At 62.9% G+C, this 18,406-nt stretch carries 16 protein-coding genes, 1 tRNA gene, 1 rRNA gene and 1 riboswitch; of the genes, 3 read left to right on the top strand and 15 right to left on the bottom strand.

What is annotated here, in order from left to right:
• The first annotated feature begins 189 nt into the window (after positions 1–189).
• On the top strand, positions 190–1,122 hold the full coding sequence (locus MUW49_RS12265; protein ID WP_244812834.1) for a LysR family transcriptional regulator: 933 nt from the start codon (positions 190–192) through the stop codon (positions 1,120–1,122).
• A gap of 16 nt (positions 1,123–1,138) precedes the next feature.
• Here the strand turns inward: MUW49_RS12265 and MUW49_RS12270 are convergent, their stop codons facing one another.
• From MUW49_RS12270 to MUW49_RS12300, 7 genes are all read right to left on the bottom strand, one after another.
• Positions 1,139–1,462, bottom strand: a complete 324-nt coding sequence (locus tag MUW49_RS12270) for a DUF1820 family protein (RefSeq protein WP_039039461.1) — start codon at positions 1,460–1,462, stop codon at positions 1,139–1,141.
• A 117-nt stretch (positions 1,463–1,579) separates the two neighbouring features.
• Positions 1,580–2,461 carry a YjjW family glycine radical enzyme activase gene (locus tag MUW49_RS12275; protein WP_244812835.1) on the bottom strand — a complete coding sequence of 294 codons (882 nt, stop codon included), beginning with the start codon at positions 2,459–2,461 and terminating at the stop codon, positions 1,580–1,582.
• A 10-nt stretch (positions 2,462–2,471) separates the two neighbouring features.
• Positions 2,472–3,998 (bottom strand): YjjI family glycine radical enzyme, encoded by a 1,527-nt coding sequence (locus tag MUW49_RS12280; RefSeq protein ID WP_244812836.1) that lies wholly within the window; start codon positions 3,996–3,998, stop codon positions 2,472–2,474.
• A gap of 122 nt (positions 3,999–4,120) precedes the next feature.
• Positions 4,121–4,456 (bottom strand): AzlD domain-containing protein, encoded by a 336-nt coding sequence (locus MUW49_RS12285; protein ID WP_049635961.1) that lies wholly within the window; start codon positions 4,454–4,456, stop codon positions 4,121–4,123.
• Between the two features lie 2 nt (positions 4,457–4,458).
• Positions 4,459–5,172 (bottom strand): AzlC family ABC transporter permease, encoded by a 714-nt coding sequence (locus MUW49_RS12290; protein WP_049635962.1) that lies wholly within the window; start codon positions 5,170–5,172, stop codon positions 4,459–4,461.
• Between the two features lie 121 nt (positions 5,173–5,293).
• Positions 5,294–5,770: a L,D-transpeptidase family protein gene (locus tag MUW49_RS12295; RefSeq protein WP_029313677.1), complete on the bottom strand. Its 477-nt coding sequence runs from the start codon at positions 5,768–5,770 to the stop codon at positions 5,294–5,296.
• Between the two features lie 403 nt (positions 5,771–6,173).
• Positions 6,174–8,024 (bottom strand): M3 family metallopeptidase, encoded by a 1,851-nt coding sequence (locus tag MUW49_RS12300; protein ID WP_244812837.1) that lies wholly within the window; start codon positions 8,022–8,024, stop codon positions 6,174–6,176.
• 295 nt (positions 8,025–8,319) lie between these two features.
• Here MUW49_RS12300 and MUW49_RS12305 point away from each other — a divergent pair, with 295 nt between their 5' ends.
• Entirely contained in the window at positions 8,320–9,999 is a 1,680-nt protein-coding gene (locus MUW49_RS12305; protein WP_244812838.1) for a methyl-accepting chemotaxis protein, read from the top strand.
• 229 nt (positions 10,000–10,228) lie between these two features.
• Positions 10,229–10,314: riboswitch (cyclic di-GMP riboswitch) on the top strand.
• 60 nt (positions 10,315–10,374) lie between these two features.
• On the top strand, positions 10,375–11,796 hold the full coding sequence (gene gbpA / locus MUW49_RS12310) for an N-acetylglucosamine-binding protein GbpA (protein WP_244812839.1): 1,422 nt from the start codon (positions 10,375–10,377) through the stop codon (positions 11,794–11,796).
• A gap of 112 nt (positions 11,797–11,908) precedes the next feature.
• Here gbpA and cbl read toward each other — a convergent pair whose 3' ends face one another.
• The 8 genes from cbl to rrf form a co-directional block, all read right to left on the bottom strand.
• Positions 11,909–12,856, bottom strand: a complete 948-nt coding sequence (gene cbl, locus MUW49_RS12315) for an HTH-type transcriptional regulator Cbl (protein ID WP_041210987.1) — start codon at positions 12,854–12,856, stop codon at positions 11,909–11,911.
• Positions 12,857–12,972: 116 nt separating this feature from the next.
• On the bottom strand, positions 12,973–14,040 hold the full coding sequence (locus MUW49_RS12320; protein ID WP_010672827.1) for a sulfate ABC transporter ATP-binding protein: 1,068 nt from the start codon (positions 14,038–14,040) through the stop codon (positions 12,973–12,975).
• A gap of 31 nt (positions 14,041–14,071) precedes the next feature.
• Complete coding sequence (gene cysW, locus MUW49_RS12325; protein WP_010672826.1) at positions 14,072–14,965, bottom strand: sulfate ABC transporter permease subunit CysW; 894 nt, start codon at positions 14,963–14,965, stop codon at positions 14,072–14,074.
• Complete coding sequence (gene cysT, locus MUW49_RS12330; protein WP_039039454.1) at positions 14,962–15,801, bottom strand: sulfate ABC transporter permease subunit CysT; 840 nt, start codon at positions 15,799–15,801, stop codon at positions 14,962–14,964. The genes cysW and cysT overlap by 4 nt, the downstream gene beginning before the upstream one ends.
• Positions 15,802–16,070: 269 nt before the next feature.
• Entirely contained in the window at positions 16,071–16,646 is a 576-nt protein-coding gene (locus MUW49_RS12335; protein WP_161469995.1) for an alpha/beta hydrolase, read from the bottom strand.
• 39 nt (positions 16,647–16,685) lie between these two features.
• Positions 16,686–17,687, bottom strand: a complete 1,002-nt coding sequence (locus tag MUW49_RS12340; RefSeq protein ID WP_042864432.1) for a sulfate ABC transporter substrate-binding protein — start codon at positions 17,685–17,687, stop codon at positions 16,686–16,688.
• Between the two features lie 410 nt (positions 17,688–18,097).
• Positions 18,098–18,174 (bottom strand) — tRNA-Asp (locus tag MUW49_RS12345).
• A gap of 98 nt (positions 18,175–18,272) precedes the next feature.
• Positions 18,273–18,387: ribosomal RNA gene (gene rrf, locus MUW49_RS12350) — 5S ribosomal RNA — on the bottom strand.
• Positions 18,388–18,406: the final 19 nt, after the last annotated feature.

An 18,406-nucleotide genomic window follows, 5' to 3' on the forward strand; every position in this document is an offset into this window, starting at 1 on the left:
GGAGGTTGGCGGAGTTGCGGGGCTGCATAGGCGTCATGTTCATAGAAAAACGCCCCAGGCCATCGAGACCCAGGGCGGTGAAGATATCAAAGACCCGTTTTCCGGTAAATCGCAATGCGGCTCCGCTTAAGTGAACAGCATTGCGCTCAGGCGGGGCTTTTCATTTGTCCCCTTGCCCGTGGAACCGTGATGGATCTCATTGCCCTCTCCCGCCTCGGCGGTCGCCATCTGGTGACCCTGCATCTGCTGCTCGACACCCGCAGCGTGACCCGCAGCGCCGAGCGCCTCTGCACCACCCCCTCCACCGTCAGCAAGACCCTCAACCAGTTGCGCGAACTGCTGGGGGATCAACTGCTCTACCGCCAGGGCAATCAGTTGCTGCTGACCCCGTTTGCCGAACGCCTCGGCCCGACGCTGCGCCGCCTGCTGGGGGAGCTCAACGGCCTCACCAGCCAGGAAGGATTTTCCCCTGCCAACTGGCAGGGGGAGCTGAACCTGGCGATGCGAGAGAGCAGCATGATCTGGCCCATGGGGGCCGTACTGGGTCAGTTGATGCAGGAAGTGCCGGGGCTGATGCCAGTCGTGCGTAACAAGGACGAGCAGGGACTGGCTGCTCTGGCGGCGGGCAAGCTCGATTTCGTGATCCTGCCCCACGATCAGAGCCAGCCCGGGGTCAATCAGCCCGGCCTCGTCTGGGAAACCTTGCGGGAGGACAAGCTGGTCTGCCTGATGCGCGCGGCTCATCCGGCGTTGACGCGGCCCTGGGATCTCGATGCCTACCTGAGCTGGCGCCACATCGCCATTCGCGATCAGGAGCTGGCCGATCCCTTCTTCGAGCAGAGTCTGGCCCAGCGCCAGGTACGGCGCAGACTGGGGGCCACCCTGCCGGATTTTGGCAGCGCCGCCGCCCTGCTGCGCCAGAGCGATCTCATTCTCACGGCCGTGAAGGGCTGGGCTACCCGGGCTTGTACCCAGGGGCTGGTGAGCCGCCCTGTCCCCTTCGATTACGGCGCCGTGACCCACAGCCTGGTATGGTATGGCCCCCTGGGGGAAGATCCCGCCCTGCGCTGGTTCCGTCAGCGCATCCTGCAACTGGCCCGGGAGCTGGACTCCCCAAAATGATGCCTGGTGGCAGGAATCAGGGTTTCTTGGTGTAGATGGGGCCTGGGAAAGAGGTGACGTTGTTGCCCAGTTCGGTGATGCGGGCGGCCCCCTGCTTGCGCACCTGATCGACCCGCAGCACGTGGTGCATGGGAATAAGGGTGCGGGTGACGTCGGCAAATTCGCTCTTCAGCTTCTCGTGGCTGGGGTCGACGATGAGCGCCGTGTGGGTGTCCCACACGAAGTGGGCGATCTCGATGAAGCCGAACAGCTGGCCCTGATTCACCTCTCTTACATAGACTTCGTAACGCTCGCTGTGACAAATGAACTGCACTCGATAAAGGGCGTTGGATTCACTCATGGGTATCTGTTGGTGATGGACGGTTTACCCATTCTAGCCGTCCCCTCGGACAGCCCCTATAGACAGAGTTCACAGTTGCGTCATATCGGGTCTCAGCATCCCGACGTGCCACAGAGCTCAGATCGCAGGCAGCATCACGGCCCCAAACCCCTTGTCCTTCAATGCGTTGGACAGCACCATCAGGTCAGCCGACCCGGCTTCTGGCCATGACAGCGCCTCCCCTCGCACCCCGTGGTGGCGAAAACCGTTGAGGCGGATGGGTACGGGTCCCAGCGACAGCAAGAAGGTCGTCAACGCCTCCTGCAGCGCGCCGGTGGCATCGAGAAAATCGCTCCGCCCCGGCACCAGCAACAGCCGCACCTCCGCCAGCTTGCCCGCCCGCGCCAGCAGTTGCAGCGACGCCAGCACCCGCTCGCGGCCCCGCCCGGTCAGGGCCAGATGCACAGGCTCGCGCCACCCCTTGAGGTCTATCATGGCGCCGTCCAGCACCGGCAGCAGCCGCTGCCAACCCGTTTCCCCCAGGGATCCGTTGCTGTCGAGCAGGCAGGTGAGACGGGCCAGATCCGGCGCAGCCTTGATGGCCGTGAACAGGGCGATCACGAAGGGCAACTGGGTGGTAGCCTCCCCGCCAGAGACGGTGACGCCGGTGAGCAGCGGGCCATAGCGACGCAGCAGGGCCAGCACCTCTGCCACCGACATCTGGTGCGTCTTGGGGTTGGCACTGCGCGGGCAGGCCTCCAGACAGGCGTCGCAATCGGTGCAGAGCGCCTCCTGCCAATGAACCTTGCCCTCGCTCATGGTGAGGGCGCCACTCGGGCAGACCGCAAGGCAGTCGCCGCAATCGTCGCACAGCCCGATAGTGTGGGGATTGTGACAACCGGGGCAGCGGAAGTTGCACCCTTGCAGAAACAAGACCAGCCGGTTGCCCGGCCCGTCTACGCAGGAAAAAGGCAGCACCCTGCTCACCAGGGCGCTGCGCGTCAGCAGAGCTTCATCCATCGGACTCGGCTCAGTACTGGCTGATGGTCGACTCATTGGCCACCACTCGCGGTGCCCGCTGGCGAATAGCGGTCACGTCACTCGCCTCGGCACCAAGACAGGTGGTCTGCAACCGCGAGCCCTCCTCTGCGAAGCGGGCCACGTCGCTCTTGCGGATCATGTAGCCGGTCACCCGAACCAGATCGCTGTCGGCCACGTTGGCGGTGAACTCGCGCATGCCGATGGCGAGCGCCCCCTTGCAGAGCTGCAGCAGCGCCTGCGGATTCTGGCGGATGGTGGGCTCCAGAGTCAGGATCTCGCTGATCCCCGAGTGGTAGTAGCCGTGGTGCGGCGCCAGCGCCAGCACATGGCTGGCCGGATCCGGCTCCTGCCCGTAGGGAATGCGTACCCCCGGGGTCACCGCCACATCGATGCTGAGGCCGCCCTGTGAGTGCAGCAGAGCGTGCCCACCCCAGGCACGGGCCTGCGGCGTCGTAGTGACATATTCCGAAAGCTGGGCCGAGATGCGATAGCCAAGCTGGTTCGCCTCTTCGTCGTGACCGTAGCGGCCCGGCAGATTCTCTTTATCCATCAGGATGTTGACCGCTTCCGCCATGCCGTAGATGCCGAACATGGGGACGAAGCGATCCTCATCCAACAGCCCCTCCTTGATCAGGAAGCTGTCGAAGAAACCGGACTCCTCGTGCAGGAAGGCGGCGCGCACCGCGATCAGCTGGGACGTGAGGCGGCAGTAGTGGGGCAGCAGGCAGCCGAGGAAGTCATCGATCCCCTGTGCCTGCTCAGCGACTCGCTTGAGGGAGACGCGCACCAGGGTGTTGGCACCACCGGCCTGCGGCAGGGAGTTGTAGCAGCTGACAATGCCAAAACCACGCTGGTCGAAGGTATCGCGATGGACCGGGTAGTTGGCGATGTGCGGCTTGCTGCACTCGGCGATATTCTTCACCGCCAGCAGCAGCAGATCGTCGGGAGTCTGCTCCGGATCGTGGAAGAAGGTGAGGTTGGGGGCCACCTGCTTGAGCTCGTTGTCGATGCGCAGGATCAGGCGGCAGATCCTGTTGTCATCGGGGCCGATGTTGACGTGCATGAAGGCGTCCGGCAGCACCCGGTCCAGATAGATCCAAAACCCTTTCAGCTTGCGGTAGAGAGTCTCGTCATCCAGCTCGCCGACGAAGGGCAGCAGCAGGTGATCGAGGCGCCCCAGCCAGACCGGCATGCCGGTGACGGAGGGCACGTGATGGTAGAGGATGCGCAGGGCATCGAGGGCCTCGTCGAAGTCCAGGGGTGGCGCCAGCTCCAGCCAGGCCGAGCCCTGGCGCAGAAACCGCTCGTAATCCGGCAGCACATAGCGCGGTTTGTGGGGAGCGTGTCCCTCGAACATGTCGCACAGCACCCCTTGTGCCATGGCATCCTGCACGGCGGCAGGCAACTCGGGGTAAGGCAACGCGTTTTCGGCGGCGAGCGCCAGGACGTGGCTCTTCTGGGCCGGTGAGAGCAGGGGGTCGCGCACGATGCGCTGGCAGGTTTCGGTGAAGGACATGGTTCACTCCGTGGCGGGTGGAACCAAAATCCTCACACTTGAGAGGCCTTTTTTGAAGTGACATTCCCAACAGGGCGGATATCCCATCAAGACATCCGCCATGCAGGATCACGGCACATCCTTCACCAGGGCCAGAACAGGGCCACGCCCCCCAGCCAGCGCAGCAGGAAGAAGCCCCCCATGCCGACGACCACCACCACCAGGGTAGGCAGGCGCAGCAGGGTCAACACCGTCACCAGCAGGGTGGCGGCCAGGTAGTCCGGATCCCAGTCCAGCCCGCGGCCGGGCTCATAGCTGAAGACGATGGGCAGCCAGATGGCGGTCAGCACCGACTGGGCCGAGAAGCTGAGGAAAGCCCCCATTTCGGCCCCCGGCTGATAGCGGGTCAACCGCGAGAAGAAGGCAAAACGGTTGAAGAAAGTGATCAGAGCCAGCAGCCCTATCATCAGCCAGCCCATGATCACCTCCTCATCCGGTGCAGCACATAGCCCACCACCATGCCGGCCAGGGCCGAGACGATGATGTGGATCTCCGCCAGCAGCGGCTTGGTGACGAGCGCCGTCCCGCCGCTCACCAGGGTGGCCGCCACCATGGGCAGGTTCTTCATGGCGGGGAGCGTCATGGCGATAAAGGTGGCGGCGATGGCAAAATCCAGCCCCATCTTGTCCAGCCCGTCAATGTACTGGCCGGCGGCGATGCCGAGCAGGGTCGCCAGGTTCCAGAACAGATAGAAGACAAAGCCCGCGATGAGCGCATAGGCGGGATTGAAGGCGCCGCTGCGCTCCCTGTCTTTCAGCGCCACCGCAAACATCTCGTCGGTCAGGAAGAAGGCGAGGCTGGCCCGCCAGCGCAGGGAGAGGGGCAGCACGTCGCGCCGGAAGGTGAAGCCATAGAGCAGATGCTGGGAGGTGATCACCATGGTGGAGCCCATGATGGGCAGCAGCGGCGTCCCCGCCCCGAACAAGGTGGTGGCCGAGAGCTGGGCCGCCCCCGCATAGACCAGCAGCGACATCAGCTGTGCCTGGAGCGGGCTCATACCCGCCTGAAGCGCCAGGGCGCCACACAGTATTCCCCAGGGGATGACGGAAATGGAGAGCGGGAGCATATCCAGGGTGGCACGCCACCAGAGCGCCCCCGTGCGCTCGGGCACAGGGAGGCGGGTTTCCGACATCATGGGATCATCCTTGTCACAGCCAATGCGAACCGGAAAAACTAACACGGCGCAGGAGGCAGTGTCACGTCATGGTCTGCGACAAATGCAACGCCCGCATGAGAGCGGGCGTTGGCAGACAGGATCAGGGCTCGATGATGATGGGAGTGCCTGGCTCGATGGCGTTCCAGATCTCGTCCATCTCGTGGTTCAGCACCGCGATGCAGCCATTGGTCCAGTTGGACGGCTGCACCCTGCGATCCCCCAGGCTGTTGCGCTGGCCGTGGATCATGATCATGCCGCCCGGGTTCACACCCAGCTCGTTGGCGCGCTTGATGTCGTCCAGATTCGGGTAGTTGATGTGAATGGCCTTGTAGAAACCGGAGTTGCTCTTCTTGTAGTCCAGGGTATAGCGACCTTCCGGGGTACGCTGATCCCCTTCACGCTGCTTGTGTCCCTTGGGAGCCGGGCCCAGGGCAATCCAGTAGCGCTTCACTTCCTTGCCATCCTTCATCAGGGTCAGGCTGTAACTCGACTTCTTCACCACCACCATATCGGCGGACAGAGTGGCAAAACTCAACGCGGGCCACAGCCCCAGCAAACACAGCAATACGGCTCTCACTATCCATCCCTCTGCGAGCCTTCTGGGCTCTCTTGTTAGCAAATCATCTGAATGTCACCACTCTCTGGTGGCGAGCGAGCGCCATGATATGGGATCGCCGTGAATACTCAATATATCGGGAGAAACATATCTGTGGCCAGCAGGGGGGAAATCGCCGTCAACCCGCCATGCAGAGGCCCTGCCAAGGGCTGGGCGTCGTCTCTTGCCTGCAACCGGGCACCTCAGCGCAGGTCGTCAAGGCCAGGAAGATGGCGCAGGGAGAAAAACCAGCGGGCAGCGCCGCCGCCAGTGACACTTGAGCCTGTCCACCCGCCAATCCCCGGCTGGCACCATGGGGTCAGGCCATCTCAACGCACAAGAAAAGAGCCCCTGATGGGGCTCTTTTGACTGTGCAACACCGGGCTCAGGCCTGGGTCACTGGTTCGGCGGTCTCAAGGCGCCGGATCCAGGCCTCGAAGTCTGCCAGCATGCGCGCCTCGGACTCGCTGTTGTCGGCGATAAGCTCGGCCCCGTGCACCACCCGGATATGGGCGTCGAGGGGCGTCCCCTCCCCTGCCGGTGGGCGCTGCCGCGCCGCCGCCATGCACGTCTGTGCCTGTTGCCACGCCTCGGCGGCACTCCGGTTGCACGCCTCTGCCAGCGGCACCGCACTGAAACCCTCGCCGGTGAGGCTCTGCAGCGTCTCGTCATGGGTCATGCCGTTGCCCGGTCCCCAGTAGTGGGCGGCCAGATCCGGTCCGATGCGCGGGTTGTCAGTGAGGTAGCCGTCGCGTTTCAAGAAGTAGGCGCGGGTCTGCTCCACCGCCATCAGCGCCAGCAGATAGCCGTGATAGGCGCAGGCCGACTCCTGGTTCAGAAGGTGCGGGATGGCCAGCAGCGGGCGCGGGCTCTCCACCCCCAGGATCTTGCGCTCCCACTTGCGGGCCAGGGCCAGCACGGCGGCCGGGGTGCGCTCGCTCTCTGCCATGGCGTAGAGAGCCCGCTCGAAGTAGGCCACCAGCGCGATCTGGCGCTCGTTGAAGGCGCGAAATGGCTGACGCGCTTCAATCATGGCCTGGATAAGCGCATCGGGGATGGGTTCTCCCGCCGCGTTTCTGGCGTAGCGCTTGAGCCAGTCCGCGTCGTCCAGCAGGCTGTCGCAGAACATGGACTGGGTCTCGGCATAGGCCATGGAGGTGGGCGGAAACTCCTGGGAGAAGCAGGGGGCGTTGCCGGTGACGTTGGCAAAGTGCGCCGCGTGGCCTCCCTCGTGGAACAGGGTGTTGAGCCCGCTCCAGCCGCTGCCCACCTGGGCCGGATTGGCCAGACTGGTGAAGTTGACCACCGCGGGCACCCACTCCCCTTCCTGCCAGAAGCTCGGCACCGGGCCGTGACAGAAGCCGTTCTCGTATTTTCCCTCCCGGGTCAGCAGATCCAGGGTGAGGGTGGCACCGCGGTACTGGATGCCGAGCCGGCGGAAGCTCTCGACCCAATCCTTCAGCGCCCGGGAGAAAGGCACGTAAGGGTCGAGCTGGCGGGTCACGTCACCACTCACGCTGTAGCGCAGGTTGTGGGGCAGCAGGGCTGCTTCCCCCTTGGCCGCTTTCAGCTCGGCCAGGCTCTGGTGCAAGCGGGCATCGGTGCGGGCGATGAAGTCGTCAAGAATGGCAAACAGCTGCTCCGGGCTCATCTGCTCGTTCTTGTGTACCTTGTAATCGAAGTAGTCGCGATAGCCCATGGCACGGGCGAAGCGGTTGCGCAGCGCGACGATGTCAAGATAGCCGTTGTCGACCACCCACTGCTCCAGGGTGTGGAACATGGCGAGCGCGCTCTGGCGCACCGGCTCGTCGCGACTTGCGGCCAGCGCCGTGCTGGCGGCGGGCAGGCTGCCGGGGACCTGGCGGCCCTGCTCATCCAGCAAGGTGAGCTTCAGCCCCTTGCGACGGGCGAAGAGATCCGCCTCGGCGGCCACCAGCTCGTCCATCAGGGCGGAGGCACCGGGATCTTCGATGACGTTGCACTCGAAGAAGGCGATCCAGCCCCCCAGACCACGCCTGAGATCCGCCTCTTCGGCCTGGGCATGCATCTCCCGCAGCACGGGCAGGCGGGCAGGATCGGCACAGAACGCCTTGTAGGCCTGTTCGGCCGCGGTGAAGCCTGCCTGATCGTCGCTGGTGCCCATGTAGGTGGACCAGAACAGGTCCTCCTTGCGTCTGTGCACCTGCAGGTAATCGGCATTGAGCTGGTTGAGATAATTCCTGGCAATGGAACTCATAACTTCCCTCTTGTTATGGGGCAACCACGGGGGCGCCCACTCCTTTTTGGTGAAATGCCAACCCATTCACACTTCTTGCGAATGGAGCAGACAAATTGTGCGCCGGGATGCGCGCCATCACGCTATCAAAAGCGAGGGTTTCTGTCTGCTGGCTATACTGGTTGTCAAACTGCTCAATTGGCTGTTTTCCATCGCAACCCATTGAAAGTTAATGATATGTTAAAAATAACAACAATCAGGTCCGGTCGGTAGTTCGGCCACAATCAGACCCGCATGGGAAAGTAAGGATAAGACTATGTTCAAGCTCGGTGATATTGCCGTGAGTCGCAAACTGATGCTGCTGCTCTCACTGGCCCTGGTCGGCTTCATCGCACTGCTGCTCATCTCGGCCAGTGCCCTGCACCGCAATCTGATGAGTGAACGGGAAGCCAGGCTGCAGGCGGTGCTGGATCTGGCCATGAGCCGGATCCAGGCCCTGGCCGCCACCCTCCCCCCGGAGCAGGCCAAGGCACAGGCCAAGGCCATGCTCGACAGCATGCGCTTTGACGGGGACAACTACCTGTTCGTGCTGGATGAAGATCGTCGGGTGGTGGTGCATCCCGCCAGACCCGAGCTGGTCGGCCAGCAGATGGGCAACAACCCTGCCGAGTCCCACTGGCAGCACATGGTGGATCTCGGCAAGGGCGGCCACCAGGGCAGGCTGGAGTATCAGTGGGTCTCCCCGTCCGGCGAGGCGGCCCAGAAGATGTCGCTGGTGACGGGCTACCAGCCCTGGGGCTGGATCCTGGGCTCCGGTGTGTTGTTGCAGGACATTGAGGCCACCATGTGGTCGCAATATGAGTGGATGGGTGGCGCCACCTTGCTGGTGATCCTGTTGATGGGGCTGCTGGGACTCGCCATCAGCCGCTCCATCGTCAATCCCCTGGCCGAGATCAACAAGGCCATGGCCCGGGTCGCGGCCGGCGATCTGGTGGTCAGCATCCCGGTGCTGGGCAGGGATGAGCTCGGCGCCGTCGCCAGCTCCACCAACCAGGGGCTGGATGCCATCCGCCGCGCCCTGCTGGAAGCGAGCCAGGGGGCCCGCAACGTGGCGGATGCCGCCCTGCGCATCGCAGCCTCCGCCGAACAGACCAACCAGGCGGTCAACAGTCAGCGGGATCAGCTCGCCCAGCTCGCCACCGCCATGAACGAGATGAGCGCCACCATCGCCGACGTGGCGGGTCACGCCGAGAATACGGCCCGCGACACCCAGGATGCCACCAGCGAGGCCGGGCTCGGCAACCAGGATGTCCATGCCAGCGTGCACGGCATCCAGGCGCTGGCCACCGAGGTGGATCAGGCCACCTCGCAGGTCAACCAGCTCAAGGAGGGAGTGATGCAGATAAGCGAGGTGACGGCGGTCATCAGCGCCATCTCGGAGCAGACCAACCTGCTGGCCCTCAACGCCGCCATCGAGGCGGCCCGGGCCGGCGAGCAGGGCCGTGGCTTCGCCGTGGTGGCCGACGAGGTGCGCCAGCTGGCCAGTCGCACCCGCCACTCCACCGAGGAGATCCAGAGTACCATCACCCAGTTGCAGCAACGGGCTGTCACCGCCGCCAACGCCATGGACGCCAGCCGCAAGCTGGCGGAGAGCAGCGTCAACCAGTCCGAGAAGGCGGGGCAGGATCTCTCCCTCATCGTCAATCACATCCAGCACGTGAGTGACATGGCGACCCAGATCGCCACGGCGGCGGAGCAGCAGAGCATGGTGGCGGAAGACATGAACCGCAACGTCAGCGGCATCAACGACTCGGCGCTAGAGATGTCCCAGGCGGCCTCCCAGTTGGCCCAGGAGAGCGAACTGCTGGCCGGTCTCTCCCGAAGCCTCGACGAGCGACTGGCGGTGTTCAAGCTGGACAACGCCCAAGCCCAGGACAGGATGATGCGACCGACCCAGGCGTCCTCTTCCCGAGCAGGCATGCAACCCCGCCACTGAGTGGCCCCGTGAGCCCCTGCCAAGCTTGCAGGGGCTCCTTTCCTGTCATGGCCACGGGAGCCTCTCCCGGGCCACCCTCTCGCACTGAACCAGCGCGCAGATCCCGAGGGAGTGATCTGCCGCTGATGCGCTGCTCCGATGAGATGGCACTGTCAATTTTTACACTTAATTCTTTAACAAAATATAGTCATGATGAGTGGTCGCCACAGGCGGCACCATGATCCTTTCTGTAGTCATTTGGCAAACTGGTTGAAAGGCCAGGACGCAAAGCCTCCGGTCTAAAGACAAGCTGTCCAGGATAGCGGGGTTGCAGCACCGTGTTTCGGGGAACTCCCCTGCCAACGTGACTGCCCACATCACCGAACAGAGGAATGTATGGCAGCAAATATCCGACTCACCCATCTCGCGGCGGCGCTGGCGCTGCTGGCCAGTGGCGGCGTACTCGCTCACGGCTACATCAGCCAGCCCGAAGGGCGCAACTACCTGTGCAAGACAGGGGGCAACAGCCAGTGTGGCGCCATCCAGTGGGAACCCCAGAGCCTGGAAGCCCCCTCCGGCTTCCCCGATGGCGGCCCCGCCGACGGCCAGATAGCCTCGGCCGGTCACCCTCAATTCGGCGAGCTCAACACCCAGACCCTCGATCGCTGGACCAAGCGTGAGGTGCAGGCCGGTCCCTTCGCCATCAGCTGGACCTTCACTGCCAACCACGTGACCCGCAACTGGCGCTACTACCTCACCAAGCAGGACTGGAACCCGAACCAGCCCCTCACCCGGGATGCGTTCGATCTCAATCCCTTCTGCGTCATCGACGGCAACATGGTGCAGCCCCCCAAACAGGTGACCCATCAGTGCACCCTGCCCCCGCGTACCGGTTATCAGGTCATTCTCGGGGTGTGGGAGGTAGGGGATACCGCCAACAGCTTCTACAACCTGATCGATGCCCGGTTCAAGGATGGCACCCAGCCACCGCTGACCTGGAGCCAGGGAGGGACCATCTATCCTTCCATCGACCTGGTGGCGGGTGACAAAGCCAGAACCCGGGTGTTCGATGCCAATGGCGAGCGCACCGATCTCCAGACCGAGCTGACCATCGCCAGCGCCGGACAGGGCCAGAAGAACAACTGGGCCCACGCCCTGGCGAGCAAGATCAACGCCGAGCAAAGCCAGATCCGTGCTGGCCAGCAAGGTACGGACGGCCAGTTCAACCCCGTCTATGGCCAGAACCCGGTCTACCTCAAGGCTGGCAGCAACCTGCAACGGGTCGAGATCCAGCTTGAGCAACAGCAGCCCCCGGTGGAGAACGGGATCAGCGTGAGCGGTCTGGCGAGCGACTACACGCTCGACAACGGCAAGCTCACCCTGATGTTCACCGTCACGGCCCAGGGGGATCTCGCCATCACCAACACCCTCTATGACCACGGCGGTGTCGCCAGGGGACAGAGCAGTGCCGACATCAAGGACGGCAGCCAGAGTTTCTCCATGGCGCTGACCGGCTTGAGTGCGGGCCACCATCAGCTGGTGATCGAGGGCAAACCCAAGGCCGGTGGTGACGCGGTGCAACAGACCCTGGATCTCATGTTCAAGGATCCGGCAAGCGGGGGCGATTACCAGTTCACTTTCCCGGACGGCCTCAAGTCCTACACCGCCGGAACCCGGGTGCTGCAGCCGAAAAACGGCAAGGTCTATCAGTGCAAACCCTTCCCCTACAGCGGCTGGTGCAGCCAGTGGGCGAGCACGGCCACCCAGTATGAACCGGGCATAGGCTCCCACTGGCAGGAGGCCTGGACAGCGCAGTGATGGGACGTCTCCGACCTGGCGAGAACCCGCTCGGCGTTTCCCGTGCCAGATCAGGTCAACATCAAACAAACGGGGAGCCCATGGCTCCCCGTTTTTCATCCCCCCCCTCGGTTCAAATCTGGTAATCGATCAGGGGCTCGTTGCTCATGGCGCGGGCCTGGATCTCCGCCAGCGCCAGCTCGGGGTTGCAGAGCTGGATGAACTGCCAGGCAAAGTTGTGCTGGAACTGTCCCTGCTTGAGGCCGATCCAGGCGGTGTGCGGCGCAAACAACCGACTGCCGTCCAGTTGCACCAGTCCCTTGTCCCGCAGGGAATCGAACGCCATGTCCGCCAGTATGCCCACCCCCATCTCCAACTCGACATAGGTCTTGATGACGTCGGAGTCCTGGGCGGTCAGCAGGATCTGCGGCACTATGCCCGCCTCGGCAAAGGCATCATCCACCCGTGCCCGACCGGTGAGGCCGGCCTGATAGGTGACGATGGGCCAGTGGGCCAGAGCGGCCAGGGTCAGCTCCCGCTCGGCAGTGAGAGGGTGCTGCTCCGGCACGACGATATTGTGGTGCCAGCGGTAGTAGGGAAAGGCCACCACCCCTTCGCTCTTGTCGAGCTGCTCGCTGCTGATGCCGATGTCCACCTCGCCGGTCTGCACCAGCCGCACTATCTCCTCCGGGCTCCCCTGACGCAGCTCCAGCTGTACCAGAGGAAATTGCTCCCGAAACGCCTTCACTACCCGCGGCAGGGCATAACGGGCCTGGGTATGAGTGGTCGCGATGAGCAGCCGGCCTGAGTCGCGATTGGCAAAGGTGCTCGCCAGTTTGCGGATGTTGTCGGCATCCCCCAGGATACGCTCGGCGATCACCAGCAACTCCTTGCCCGGCTCGGTCATGCCGAGCAGACGCTTGCCATAGCGAATGAAGAGGCCGAGCCCCAGCTCCTCCTCCAACTCGCGAATGTGGCGGCTGACCCCGGACTGGGACGTAAAGAGGGCATTGGCCACGTCGGTCAGGTTGTAATCCCGCCGTGCCGCCTCCCGAATGATTCGCAATTGCTGAAAGTTCACCTCATCGCCTCCTGCGCTGAGTGGCGGTGGCTCGTGCCACCGTCCTCTTGTTATGGATTGCCGGGATCATAGCCCGGCAGCAAGCCTGAAAGAGGGCCGCACCTCGCGGCTTGCCCTCAGATCTGGTAGTCGGGATAGAGCTGTGCCTGCCTGGCCACCAGACGCACCCCCTGGCCGGGGGCAAAGGCCCGGGCGGCCTCCTTGCTCAGTTCGGCCTCGTAGTGGGCGCCTCCCGTCTCCCCATCGCCACGCAGTTCCACTCGAATGCGCGGCCCCATTGGCAGCAGGCGGGTAATGGTGGCGCGAATGCCACCGGGGGCATCCGAGGGCAGGATCTCCAGCTCGTGGGGGCGCACATAGGCGATGGCCGCACTCCCTTCTGCCAGATGGGAGGGGATGGGGCCACCCAGTTGCTGTTCACCGATGCCGAGCCCCTGCCCGGCCACCCTGCCACGAAACAGGTTCACACTGCCAAGGAAGCTGTGCACGAAGGCACTGGCGGGCTGATCATACACTTCGGCAGGGGTGCCAATCTGCTCTACCTTGCCGGCGTTCATCAGCACCACCCGGTCCGCCACCTCCAGGGCCTCTTCCTGATCGTGGGTCACGAACAGACTGGTGACATGCAGCTCGTCGTGAAGCTCACGCAGCCAGCGGCGCAGCTCCTTGCGCACCTGGGCATCGAGGGCGCCGAAAGGCTCGTCCAGCAGCAGCACCTTGGGCTGCACAGCCAGGGCCCGGGCCAGGGCGACCCGCTGGCGCTGACCACCGGAGAGCTGGGTCGGGTAGCGTGCCGCGACGTGGCTGAGCTGCACCAGATCCAGCAGCTCCTTGACCCGGGTGCGGATGGCCGCCTCGTCCGGGCGTTCGCTGCGCGGCTTGACCCTCAGGCCAAAGGCCACGTTCTCGAATACCGTCATGTGGCGAAACAGGGCGTAGTGCTGGAACACGAAGCCAACGTTGCGCTCGCGCACATGGAGATCCGAGGCATCCTCGCCGCGGATGATGACGCTGCCACTGTCCGCCTGCTCCAGCCCGGCAATGATCCGCAGCAAGGTGGTCTTGCCGCAGCCGGAGGGGCCGAGCAGGGCGACCAGCTCACCGTCGTGAAAATCGAGGTTGATGTCGGCCAGCGCCGCGTACTGATTGAAATGCTTGTTGAGCCCTTGAACCTGAATGCTCATGAATGCCTCTCCTATAACCGTTAATTCGGGATCAATGGGACTGGGTCGGTTGGCCGCGCAGCCTGGCCAGCAGGGTCTCACCCAGCAGGGTGAAGATCCCGAACAGCGCCAGCAGGCTGGCCACCGCGAAGGCGGCACCGGTCTGGTACTCGTTGTAAAGGATCTCGATGTGCAGCGGCAGCGTGTTGGTCTGGCCGCGAATGTGGCCGGAAACCACGGAGACAGCACCAAACTCCCCCACCGCCCGGGCGGTACAGAGCAGCAGGCCATACATCAGACTCCAGCGGATGCCGGGCAGGGTCACCCGCCAGAACATCTGCAACCCGCTCGCCCCCAGCATGATGGCGGCCTCCTCTTCCTCCGGGCCCCGCGCCTCCATCTGGGGCAGCAGCTCGCGTACCACGAAGGGCACAGTGATGAAGGTGGTCGCCAGGATGATCCCCGGGGTAGCGAAAATGATCTTGATGTCGTGCTCGCTGAGCCACTCGCCGAACCAGCCGCGACTGCCGAACAGCAGCACGAACATCAAGCCCGCGATGACCGGCGAGACCGAGAACGGCAGATCGATGAGGGTGATAAGCAGTTGCCGGCCAGGGAAGCGGAACCGGGCGATGGCCCAGGCAGCGGCCAGCCCGAACAGCAGGTTCAGGGGCACCGAGCAGAGCGTCACCAGAGCGGTCAGCCCCAGGGCGCTCAGGGCATCCGGCTCGCTGATGGCGTGCCAGAAGAAGGCCAGACCCGGGCTCAGCGCCTGGATGAAGACGGTGGCCAGCGGCAACAGCAGCAAGGCGGCAAACCAGCCCAGACCGACGGTGACCAGCAGCCATTTGACCCAGACCGGTTCATGGGTCACCGGGGGATGACGCGCCGGGGTGGCCGGAGCCGACTCCTGGGCCTGATCGAGATGTGCAGTAGAGGCGTTCATATACGGCTTCCTCCGATGCGAGCCCAGCTCCAGGCTTGCAACTTGTTGATGAGCAACAGCAGCACAAAGGAAATGAGCAGCATGACGGACGCAATGGCCGATGCACCGGCGTAGTCATACTCCTCCAGGTGACTCATGATCATCAGGGGGGCAATCTCGGACACCATGGGGAGGTTGCCGGCAATGAAGATGACAGAGCCGTACTCCCCCACGCCGCGAGCAAACGCCAGGGCAAAACCGGTGAGCAGCGCAGGTACCAGAGTCGGCCACAGTACCCGGATGAAGGTCTGCCAGCGGTTGGCACCCAGGCTCGCGGCCGCCTCCTCTTGCTCGCTCTCCGCTTCCCGCAGCACCGGCTGCAGGGTACGCACCACAAAGGGCAGCCCGATAAAGGTCAGGGCAATGACCACCCCTATGGGGTTGTAGGCAAGCTCGATGCCCAGCGGAGCGACCCATTGGCCAATCCAGCCGTTGGGGGCAAAGATGGCGCACAGGGCGATGCCGGAGACGGCAGTCGGCATGGCAAAGGGCAGGTCGATCAGCGCATCCACCAGTCTGCGGCCGGGGAAGGTATAGCGCACCAGTACCCAGGCCAGTATCAGACCGAACAGACTGTTGAGCAGGGCGGCAATGAAGGCGGCACCAAAGCTCAGGCGAAAGGAGGCGAGCACCCGGGGGGAGCCGATCACCTGCCAGAACTCGGCGGCGCTCAGGTTGTTCACCGCAAACAGCACCAGTGCCGAGAGCGGCAGCAGCACCAGTATGCCCAGATAGAGCAGACTGAAGCCCAGCGTTGGCCCCAGGCCTGGCAGGACGGAATAAGAACTTAATCGCATAACACATCCGTTTGTTATAAATACTTTGGATGTGACGATTTTGCTCACGGCGGCCAGGGACAACAAACACCAATAATGCCTTTGCTAAGCACTTTTTTATCTAACAATGGTGGAACAAGGCTTTTAGAGCGATAAGCATAAAAAAAGGTCTTTTATATAAATAAAAGACCTAAAAGACGGAGCGGTAAAACCGGGAACATGCAAAGTCAGTCACGCTGGCCAAGTTGCCAGCCTGTCTGGAAATCGTGCCGAGACAATCCGAGGGGCACTCATCGAAAACTGAGTGCGGCCTGCTTGCCCCACTCGGCAGGAGCAGGCTCCACCACCATTTCGGCACGGCGGTATAGGGTGCTGAGCAAAGCGAGCCCCTGGTGCCACTCCCCATGGCCGGACTGGGCATTGATATGGCCCACTTCCCCCGCATCGAACAACGGCACCTGCCACTGCCGGCTCCAGAACTCTGCCCGCTCGAAACTCATCCAGGGGTCATTGCGGCTGGCGATCAACTGGGCAGAGACCTTGATGGACCCCGTCAACACCTCATCCGGGATACCGAAACGGGCAGGATCGGCAGGGGCAACGATGAAGATGGAAGAGACCTTGTCTGGTTGCAGTCTGGCGGCAGCGATGGCCGTTAGAGCGCCGAAGGAGTGGGCGACCAGGTGGACCCGGCTGCGCCGGCTCCTGAGCTTGCTCGCCAGCTTGGCGCTCCAGACCGTGAGATCCGGCTTGTCCCAGGGCAGACCCATCATTCTCTGCCACTGGGGAAATTGCTGGTGCCAGCGGCTCTGCCAGTGATCCGGCCCACTGTTGTGCAGACCGGGAACCAGAAGGATCTTGTTCATCGTGGTACTCCTATCTGTTGTCACAGGGGCCTGCGTCTCTTAGCGGCCCGGTTGGTAAATCTGGTCAAACGATCCGCCCTGGGCAAAGTGCTTCTTCTGTGCCTTGTCCCAATCTCCTTCCAGATCCTTGACAGTAAAGAGCGTCAGGTTGGGGAACTGGGCCGCTGTCTCCTTCAGGATCGCCGGATTGCTCGGACGATAGTGGTATTTGGCGATGATGCGCTGCCCTTCGTCGGAGTAGAGATACTCGAGGTAAGCCTTGGAGACGGCCTCGGTACCATGCTTCTTGGCTACCTTGTCCACCACGGCTACCGGCGGCTCGGCCAGGATGGAGACCGAGGGCACCACCAGTTCGAACTTGTCGCTGGTACCCGGCTGATTGAGCACCAGCAACGCTTCATTTTCCCAGGCCAGCAACACATCCCCGAGCCCGCGTTCGATGAAGCTGGTGGTGGCGCCACGTGCCCCGGAGTCCAGCACCTTCACATTCTTGAACAGATCGCTGACAAACTGTTTGGCGCCCTCTTCAGTGCCGCTTTTCTTCAGCGCATAGCCCCAGGCAGCCAGATAATTCCAGCGCGCACCGCCGGAGGTCTTGGGGTTGGGGGTGATGATGGCGACATCCTTGCGCACCAGGTCGCCCCAATCCTTGATCTGCTTGGGATTCCCCTTGCGCACCAGGAAGACGATGGTGGAGGTGTAGGGAGAGGCATTGTTGGCCAAACGCCCTTCCCAGTCGCTGGCGGTGAGACCTGCCTTGGCCACCGCATCCACGTCATAGGCCAGCGCCAGGGAGACCACATCAGCCTCCAGTCCGTCCACCACGGCACGAGCCTGTTTGCCTGAGCCACCGTGTGACTGGCTCACCACCACATCGTCGCCGGTTTTGGCCTTCCACTCCTTGGCAAAGGCACTGTTGTACTCCTGGAACAGCTCCCGCGTCGGGTCATAGGAGACATTCAGCAGCCGCACCTCGGCGGCTTGGACCTGACCGAGAGCCAGCAGGGAGAGAACGGTGAGAGCGGTCATTCGCAGTTTCATGGTGATACTCCATATCGTTGGGTTGAGTACAGCATGCCCGCTTATGCATATTCCATGAAGAAAGAAAAAGCGCTTTGCTTATCTCTTATCCGCATATGAGCTCCCGATGGTCCTCTGGCACTCTCGGCCAGAGCGTATTTTCGCGCTTGCGGTGCTCATCTCCAGACACGACAAAGCCCGGCCGATTGGCAGGGTTGGGAAAAGATGGAGGAACAAAGGCAAACCAGAGCGAAGGGTAAGCCCTGGGTAAAGGGACAATGCCAGACACGCAATCACCACAGGGGGGAAGAGGCGGGTTGTCCGTGACAAGTGGCGATTCAGACCCGCCGGTTGCCTCTTGTTCCCTGAGCTCTTATCCAGACGCCAGAAAGCAAAAAGGCCTTCCCGACAGGGAAGGCCTTTCAATTTAGTGGCGGAGCGGACGGGACTCGAACCCGCGACCCCCGGCGTGACAGGCCGGTATTCTAACCGACTGAACTACCGCTCCGCATTCGGTTAGCTTTCGCTAAATCTTTTGCTGCTTCTTTATGAGGTGTCATCCTCGCAGCCAGTAACGTGATTTTGCACATCACTGTTTAATTGGGTGCCTGGCAGTGTCCTACTCTCGCATGGCGAATGCCACACTACCATCGGCGCTACAGCGTTTCACTTCTGAGTTCGGCATGGGGTCAGGTGGTTCCACTGCGCTATTGCCGCCAGGCAAAATCTTCAATCTGAGA

This window comes from Aeromonas sp. LsrichE-8G (genome assembly GCF_022869435.1).
Lineage (GTDB): Bacteria > Pseudomonadota > Gammaproteobacteria > Enterobacterales > Aeromonadaceae > Aeromonas > Aeromonas caviae.

Excerpts from the sequence above, each read along its gene's own strand:
- cysT (WP_039039454.1), bottom strand. The coding sequence starts at position 15,801 with ATGCGATTAAGTTCTTATTCCGTCCTGCCAGGCCTGGGGCCAACGCTG.
- MUW49_RS12280 (WP_244812836.1), bottom strand. The coding sequence starts at position 3,998 with ATGTCCTTCACCGAAACCTGCCAGCGCATCGTGCGCGACCCCCTGCTC.
- MUW49_RS12265 (WP_244812834.1), top strand. The coding sequence starts at position 190 with ATGGATCTCATTGCCCTCTCCCGCCTCGGCGGTCGCCATCTGGTGACC.
- MUW49_RS12335 (WP_161469995.1), bottom strand. The coding sequence starts at position 16,646 with ATGAACAAGATCCTTCTGGTTCCCGGTCTGCACAACAGTGGGCCGGAT.
- MUW49_RS12285 (WP_049635961.1), bottom strand. The coding sequence starts at position 4,456 with ATGGGCTGGCTGATGATAGGGCTGCTGGCTCTGATCACTTTCTTCAAC.
- cysW (WP_010672826.1), bottom strand. The coding sequence starts at position 14,965 with ATGAACGCCTCTACTGCACATCTCGATCAGGCCCAGGAGTCGGCTCCG.
- MUW49_RS12320 (WP_010672827.1), bottom strand. The coding sequence starts at position 14,040 with ATGAGCATTCAGGTTCAAGGGCTCAACAAGCATTTCAATCAGTACGCG.
- MUW49_RS12275 (WP_244812835.1), bottom strand. The coding sequence starts at position 2,461 with ATGGATGAAGCTCTGCTGACGCGCAGCGCCCTGGTGAGCAGGGTGCTG.
- MUW49_RS12300 (WP_244812837.1), bottom strand. The coding sequence starts at position 8,024 with ATGAGTTCCATTGCCAGGAATTATCTCAACCAGCTCAATGCCGATTAC.
- MUW49_RS12305 (WP_244812838.1), top strand. The coding sequence starts at position 8,320 with ATGTTCAAGCTCGGTGATATTGCCGTGAGTCGCAAACTGATGCTGCTG.
- gbpA (WP_244812839.1), top strand. The coding sequence starts at position 10,375 with ATGGCAGCAAATATCCGACTCACCCATCTCGCGGCGGCGCTGGCGCTG.
- MUW49_RS12340 (WP_042864432.1), bottom strand. The coding sequence starts at position 17,687 with ATGAAACTGCGAATGACCGCTCTCACCGTTCTCTCCCTGCTGGCTCTC.
- MUW49_RS12270 (WP_039039461.1), bottom strand. The coding sequence starts at position 1,462 with ATGAGTGAATCCAACGCCCTTTATCGAGTGCAGTTCATTTGTCACAGC.
- MUW49_RS12290 (WP_049635962.1), bottom strand. The coding sequence starts at position 5,172 with ATGATGTCGGAAACCCGCCTCCCTGTGCCCGAGCGCACGGGGGCGCTC.